The organism is Mesorhizobium sp. M8A.F.Ca.ET.161.01.1.1 (assembly GCF_004792105.1).
In the GTDB taxonomy this organism is placed as follows: Bacteria; Pseudomonadota; Alphaproteobacteria; order Rhizobiales; family Rhizobiaceae; genus Mesorhizobium.
This window is the reverse complement of the sequence record NZ_SRTD01000011.1, coordinates 213,709-220,644: the sequence shown is the minus strand read 5'-3', so window position 1 is coordinate 220,644 and position 6,936 is coordinate 213,709. Positions and strand designations below refer to the sequence as shown.

The window sequence follows — 6,936 nt, the reverse complement described above, 5'->3', positions numbered from 1 at the left end:
TCTCTTCACCCGAAAGGCAATCCACAACAAACCGTAGCCGCTCGTCCATGATCCCAGTTTCTCGCCAAACCATCGCCGGTCCTCCCGGCGGACAAGAAAACTGTCACCCATGCTATCGGTCCATTCTGTTACCTATCTATCCGGTTCGGACAACATCCCCTTCTCCCCGTCACTATACGGGGAGAAGATGCCGGCAGGCAGATGAGGGGCAGCACTGAGTTTTGCCGGTTGGCCGCTAAACGTCCTCGGAATGCCCGATCTCGACGCCATACTCCGCGGCCGAGTCCAGAATGGTGTGCCACAGGCTCTCGGCAAAGGTCGCGAACACCAGCAGATTGAACACCGCCTGTCCGTCGCGATCCGCGCCGCGCCACAGTGTGACGCTGGTGTGGTCCATCGACGTGGCTGCCGCCGCGCCTACGCCAAGAACATCGGGGTGCAGGTCGATCGACGACAGCTTGGCCAGCATGGTCCGCGCCTTGGCGCCGGAGATGCTGATCAACACCCGCGCATGCGACTGGTCGGAAAGCGAGGCCGAGCCGGTAAAGCCGGGCGCAAGGGCCTCGATCGAATGCTTGCCGCCTGTCGACAGGGCAAGGAACTGATCCGGCCCCGACCAGATCAGCGTCGCATCGGCTGTGTCGATCGCCTTTGGCGTCAGCGGTGCAGCGGCGCCGAAGCGCGCCTTGGCGACTTTCGCCATTTCGTCAGTCTTGCCGCGCCGCGCCATCACCTGGACGAGGTCGAAATTGCGGATCTCGGTCAGCGACACGCCGGCATCGCCGCTCGCACCATGAGGCCCGGCAACGAGGGCCCGGTCGAGCGGGCTGCGGGTCTCCCAGGAAAACTCAGCCACGCTGGCGCCCTCCATCCGGATCGTAGAAGACGGGATTGCAAATCTCGACGTCATAGTCTTCGCCGCGCAGCGGATCGTGCGCGTGCACGATCTCGCCGATGCGCTCACGGCCGCGCTCGACAAGGGCAAGCCCGATCCAGTGGTCTGATGTCGGCGAGAAGCAGACCGAGGTGACATAGCCCTGGTCGTTATCAGGCCCGGGTGTCTGCCCCTTCGGAATGATGTGCGCGCCGGAGCGTAGCCGTCGCGCCCTGTCGGTCGGCTTGATGCCGACGACCACCTGCCGGTCCGCTGCAATCAGCGCCTCGCGCCCGGCCATGACGCGGCCAATGAAATCCTTCTTGGTCGACATCATCTTGCCGAGGCCGAGATCGGCCGCGGTTGTCGTGCCGCTGAGTTCCGGGCCAGCGACATGGCCCTTTTCGATGCGCATGACGCCGAGCGCCTCGGTGCCGTAAGGCGTCACGCCGAACGGCTGGCCCGCTATCATCAGATTGCGGGCCATCGCCTCGCCGTAGCGCGCCGGCACCGAAATCTCGAACGCCATTTCGCCGGAGAAGGAGATGCGGAACAGCCGCGCCTTGACGCCGCCGCGCAACGCGACTTCGCGCGCGCCCATGAAGGGGAAACCTTCGTTGGAGAGATCCTCCGAAGGATCGACGATCTCTTTCAACAGGTCGCGGGTCTTGGGTCCGGCAATGGAGAACTGCGCCCACTGGTCGGAGACCGAGGTCAGTTGGACATCGAGTTCCGGAAACAGCACCTGCCGGCAGAATTCGAGGTGCTGCATCACCAGTCCGGCCTTGGCCGTCGTGGTGGTCAGGAAATAGTGGTCCTCGGCCAGACGCGACGTCGTGCCGTCGTCGTAGACGATGCCGTCCTCGCGCAGCATCAGCCCGTAGCGCGCTTTTCCCACCGCAAGATTGGAGAAGGTGTTGATATAGACGCGGTCGAGGAAGGCGCCGGCATCCGCGCCGTGCACGTCGATCTTGCCGAGTGTCGAGACATCGCAGAAGCCGACGCCGCCGCGCACAGCCTTGACCTCGCGGGTCACCGATTCCAGCCAGTCCTTCTCGCCCGCGCTGGGGTACCACTGTGCCCGTTTCCATAAACCGGTGTCGACAAAGATAGCTCCCTGTTCGGCGGCCCAGTGATGCGACGGCGTCAGCCGCGTCGCATGAAAAGTCTCGTCGCGATGGTGGCCGGCGAAGGCGCCGATGGCCACCGGCACGTAAGGCGGCCGGTAGATCGTGGTGCCCGTCTCGGGAATGGATTTGCCCGTGACCGCCGCCATGATGGCGAGGCCGGCGACGTTCGAGGTCTTGCCCTGGTCGGTCGCCATGCCGAGCGTCGTGTAGCGCTTCAGGTGCTCGACCGATTCAAAACCCTCACGCTGCGCCAACTCGATGTCGGATGCGGTGACGTCATGCTGCTGGTCGACAAAGGCCTTGCCCTTGCCGGCGACATGCCACAGCGGCGTCAGCGAAAAGGCCTCGTCATCGGCCACCGGCGTGGAGCCTGAACCATTGCCATGTCCGGCATCGCGTGCCGCCGTCACGCCCGCCGCAAAACCTTCGCGCAGGCAGGCGCCAAGTCCGAAGGCACCGTTTGCGGCGCCCGCTGCGACCATGCCGGGCGGTGCGCCGTCAGGCACGAAGGCGGCGATGTCGTCGCGCCATATCGGCCGGCCGCGATGGTAGGAGGTGAGCCCGACGGTCGGGTTCCATCCGCCGGAAACGGCAAGCCCGTCGGCTTCAACTTCGGCGCGCGCGCCGCCTGTGAGCGAGACCGAAATCTTGCGCACGCCGGTTTTGCCGCCATCGATGCCGCTGACGGAGCCATGCAGAACGGGAAAGCCGCCCTTGCTTGCAAGCGAGCGATGCGCCGGCGAAATCTCCGCGCGCGCGTCGATCACGGCCGCCACTTGCAAGCCGGCACCGAGTGCGGTCTCCACCGTGCGCCAGCCATCCTCGTTGTTGGTGAACAGCGCCATGCGCTTGGCCGGGGCCGCCGCGTAACGTGTGATATAGCTGCGCATGGCGGACGCCATCATCACGCCCGGCGCGTCGTTGCCGGCAAAGACGATCGGCCGTTCGAGCGCGCCTGCGGCGACGACGCAGCGCTTGGCCACGATCCGCCACAGACGCTGCCGCACCTGATGCTCGGGCGGCGAGGGCACGTGGTCGTTGACGCGCTCGATGGCGCCATAGGTGCCGCCGTCATAGACGCCGAACAGCGTCGTGCGCGTCATTATGCGCACGTCGGGCAGGGATCCAAGTTCAGCCAGCGTCCGTGAAAGCCATTCGGCCGCCGGCATGCCGTCGATCGTGCCGCCATCGGCAAGCAGGCGGCCGCCGGGGGTAAAATCCTCCTCGCACAGGATGACGCGCGCACCCGTGCGGCCTGCGGCCAATGCGGCCGCGAGGCCGGTCGGGCCCGAGCCGGCGATCAGCACATCGCAATGCGCCCACGCCTTGTCGTAATGGTCGGGATCGGCGATGCCCGCCGCGCGGCCAAGGCCGGCGGCGCGTCGGATTGCCGGCTCGTAGATCGCTTCCCAGAACTTCGCCGGCCACATGAAGGTCTTGTAGTAGAAGCCGGCGACGAAGATCGGCGCGAACAGCTGGTTGACCGACATGACGTCGAAATTGAGCGACGGCCAGCGGTTCTGGCTGGCGGCCTCAAGACCTTCATAAAGTTCGGCCGTCGTCGCCTTGGTGTTCGGCTCGCGCCGCGCGCCGCTGCGCAGTTCGACCAACGCGTTGGGCTCTTCCGACCCCGCCGTCAGGATGCCGCGCGGCCGGTGATACTTGAACGAGCGGCCGACCAGCTTGACGCCGTTGGCAACCAGTGCCGAGGCAAGCGTGTCGCCTTTGAAGCCGGAGTAGCTCTTGCCGTCGAAACTGAAATTCAGCGGCGCCGAACGATCGACGAGACCGCCGGAAGAGAGGCGATGAGAGGTCATGGTGTCCGGCCTCTCGTTTCATGGCGAAGGGCGGTGCTGCCCCTCACTGTCCTGCCGGACATCTCTCCCCGTATAGTGACGGGGAGAGAGAGGCTGGCCGCAACGCCGGCGACAAGCCCCTTCTCCCCGTCTCTATACGGGGAGAGGATGCCGGCAGGCAGGTGAGGGGCGGCGCCGACGTTAGCAAAATTGCTCATTTCGCCACCTGGCTCGCGCCAGCGCCGGCAGCAGCCTCTACCCCGGAAATCTCGTGCGTCAGCGTGTTGCGGGTGACCTTCAGCCAGGCCCGGCAGCCGCCGCCGTGATACCAGTTCTCGTCCATCACGCCGGCGATATTGTCGCGCAGATAGACATAGTCATAGACGGCGTCCTCGCCGGCGTCGGCCGCCGGCCGCACCGGCTTGGCGTCGCCGAGATAGGTGAATTCGCCGAGTTCGCGTTCGCCGCAGAAGGGACAGGTAATGCGCATGGTTCCAGCCGCCTTCAGTGCAGGTTCGGTTGGGCGCCCTGGCCCTTTTCGTCGATCACAGCGCCGGTCCGGAACCGGTCGAGGCGGAAGCGCGCGGCCTCCTTGTGCGATTCATCGCGCGCGATCAGATGGGCGAAGACAAGGCCCGAGCCGGGTGTCGCCTTGAAGCCGCCATAGCACCAGCCGGCATTGAGATAGAGCCCCTCGACCGGTGTCTTGTCGATGATCGGCGAGCCGTCCATCGACATGTCCATGATGCCGCCCCACTGGCGCAACAGCCGCACGCGGCCGATCATCGGGATGATCGCCATGCCGCCCTCGCACACATCCTCCATCACAGGCAGATTGCCGCGCTGGGCGTAGGAATTGTAGCCGTCGATGTCGCCGCCGAAGACGAGGCCGCCCTTGTCGGACTGGCTGACATAGAAATGTCCGGCGCCAAACGTCATGACGCCGGGGATGAGCGGCTTGATCGCCTCGGAGACGAAGGCCTGCAGCACATGGCTTTCGATAGGCAGGCGCAGGCCCGCCATATCAGCGACGCGCGAGGAAGAGCCGGCAACCGCCATGCCGACCTTGCCGGCGCCGATCCTGCCGCGCGAGGTCTCGACGCCGGTCACCTTGCCGTTCGCGTCCCTGACAAAGCCGGTGACTTCGCAATTCTGGATGATGTCGACGCCAAGTTCACTGGCAGCGTGGGCGTAGCCCCAGGCCACCGCATCGTGGCGCGCCGTGCCGCCGCGCCGTTGCAGCAGCCCGCCTTGCACCGGGAAGCGCGCATGGTCGAAGTTCAGGAACGGCAGCATCTTCTTCAGCGCCGGCTGGTCGAGCAGTTCGGCATCGATGCCGTTGATGCGCATGGTGTTGCCGCGCCGCGCATAGGCATCGCGCTGTGCGTCGGAATGATAGAGATTGAGAACGCCGCGCTGGCTGACCATCGCGTTGTAGTTGAGGTCCTGCTCCATCCGCTCCCACAGCTTCATCGACAATTCGTAGAAGCCGGTGTTGCCGGGCAGGCCGTAATTGGAGCGGATGATGGTCGTGTTGCGACCGGCATTGCCGGAGCCGATCCAGCCCTTTTCCAGCACCGCGACATTCTTGATGCCGAACTCGCTGGCCAGGAACCAGGCGGTGGCGAGCCCATGGCCGCCGCCGCCGATGATCACCACGTCGTAGCGGTCCTTCGGCGCGGCGTCGCGCCAGGTGCGTTGCCAGTTTTTGTGGCCGGAAAGAGCGGCGCGCGCGAGCGAGAAGATCGAGTATTTCATCAGTTCATTCCGAGGTCGCTCGCACCGCCAGGACGATCAAATGTCCAGCGTGTGGTCGCGCTCCCATTGCGTGAAGTGCGAAGCATAGGAATTCCATTCCTGGTGCTTCAGCTTTAGATATGCCGACGAGAATTCCTCACCCAGCGCCGCCTTGAGCGATTTGTCCTTGTCGAACTCGCGCAAGGCGTCGAGCAGGTTGAGCGGCAGTTTCGGCGCGCCCTTCACCGTGTGGCCGTGCTGGTACATGTCGATGTCGTAGCGCTTGCCCGGATCGGCCTTCGAACGGATGCCGTCGAGACCGGCGGCGATGATGACCGCCTGCAGGAGATAGGGGTTGGCCGCGCCATCCGGCAGGCGCAATTCGAAACGTCCAGGGCCGGGCACGCGCACCATGTGGGTGCGGTTGTTGCCGGTCCAGGTCACCGTGTTCGGCGCCCAGGTCGCACCCGAAATGGTGCGCGGCGCGTTGATGCGCTTATAGGAATTGACCGTCGGGTTGGTGATCGCGGCGAGTGCGGAGGCGTGCTTCATGATGCCGCCGAGGAAGTTCTTGCCCTTGTCCGACAGGCCAAGCTCCATTGAATTGTCGGCGAAGACATTGGTCTTGCCTGATTTGTCCCAGACCGAGATGTGGGCATGGCAGCCATTGCCGGTCAGACCCTGGAAGGGCTTGGGCATGAAGGTGGCGCGCAGGCCATGCTTTTCCGCGATCGACTTGACCATGAACTTGAAGAACGAATGCTTGTCGGCGGTCGGCAGCGCGTCGTCGAAAGCCCAGTTCATCTCGAACTGGCCGTTGGCGTCCTCGTGGTCGTTCTGGTAGGCGCCCCAGCCGAGCGCCAGCATGTGGTCGCAGATCTCGGCGATGACATCGTAACGGCGCATCACGGCTTGCTGGTCGTAGCAAGGCTTCGATGCCGTGTCGTATTCGTCGGAGATCGCCTTGCCGTCAGGCGAGATCAGGAAAAACTCGGCTTCGACGCCGGTCTTGACATGCATGCCGTCGGCGGCTGCCTCGGCGATCAGCCGCTTCAGCGTGTTGCGCGGCGCCTGGTCGACCTCCTTGTCGTCCATGATGCAGTTGGCCGCGACCCAGGCGACTTCCGGTTTCCACGGCAACTGGATGACGGAGTCCGGATCCGGCACCGCCAGCATGTCGGGATGCGCCGGCGTCAGATCGAGCCAGGTGGCGAACCCGGCAAAGCCGGCACCATCCTTCTGCATATCGGCGATCGCCTGCGCCGGCACCAGCTTGGCACGCTGGCCACTGAACAGGTCAGTGTAGGAAATCATGAAATATTTGACGCCGTTCTTTTTGGCGAAAGCGGCGAGATCGTTCCCCATTATAGTTCCTCGCTTATGGTATTTCGGGTGTGTG

General features: G+C 64.6%; 5 protein-coding genes. All 5 read right to left on the bottom strand.

Features of this window, described 5'->3' with window-relative positions; translation table 11 throughout:
- Positions 1-235: 235 nt before the first annotated feature.
- Positions 236-856 (bottom strand): sarcosine oxidase subunit gamma family protein, encoded by a 621-nt coding sequence (locus EN804_RS24875; RefSeq protein WP_135921588.1) that lies wholly within the window; start codon positions 854-856, stop codon positions 236-238.
- A complete protein-coding gene (locus EN804_RS24870) occupies positions 849-3,821 on the bottom strand; it encodes a sarcosine oxidase subunit alpha (protein WP_135921587.1) in 2,973 nt (990 codons plus the stop codon). Before EN804_RS24870 ends, EN804_RS24875 begins: the two co-directional genes overlap by 8 nt.
- 193 nt (positions 3,822-4,014) lie before the next feature.
- Positions 4,015-4,290 carry a sarcosine oxidase subunit delta gene (locus EN804_RS24860; RefSeq protein ID WP_135921585.1) on the bottom strand — a complete coding sequence of 92 codons (276 nt, stop codon included), beginning with the start codon at positions 4,288-4,290 and terminating at the stop codon, positions 4,015-4,017.
- A gap of 14 nt (positions 4,291-4,304) precedes the next feature.
- Positions 4,305-5,558, bottom strand: coding sequence for a sarcosine oxidase subunit beta family protein (locus EN804_RS24855; RefSeq protein ID WP_135921584.1), 1,254 nt, complete (start codon positions 5,556-5,558; stop codon positions 4,305-4,307).
- Between the two features lie 36 nt (positions 5,559-5,594).
- Positions 5,595-6,902, bottom strand: coding sequence for a type III glutamate--ammonia ligase (gene glnT, locus EN804_RS24850; RefSeq protein WP_135921583.1), 1,308 nt, complete (start codon positions 6,900-6,902; stop codon positions 5,595-5,597).
- Between the last annotated feature and the right edge of the window lie 34 nt (positions 6,903-6,936).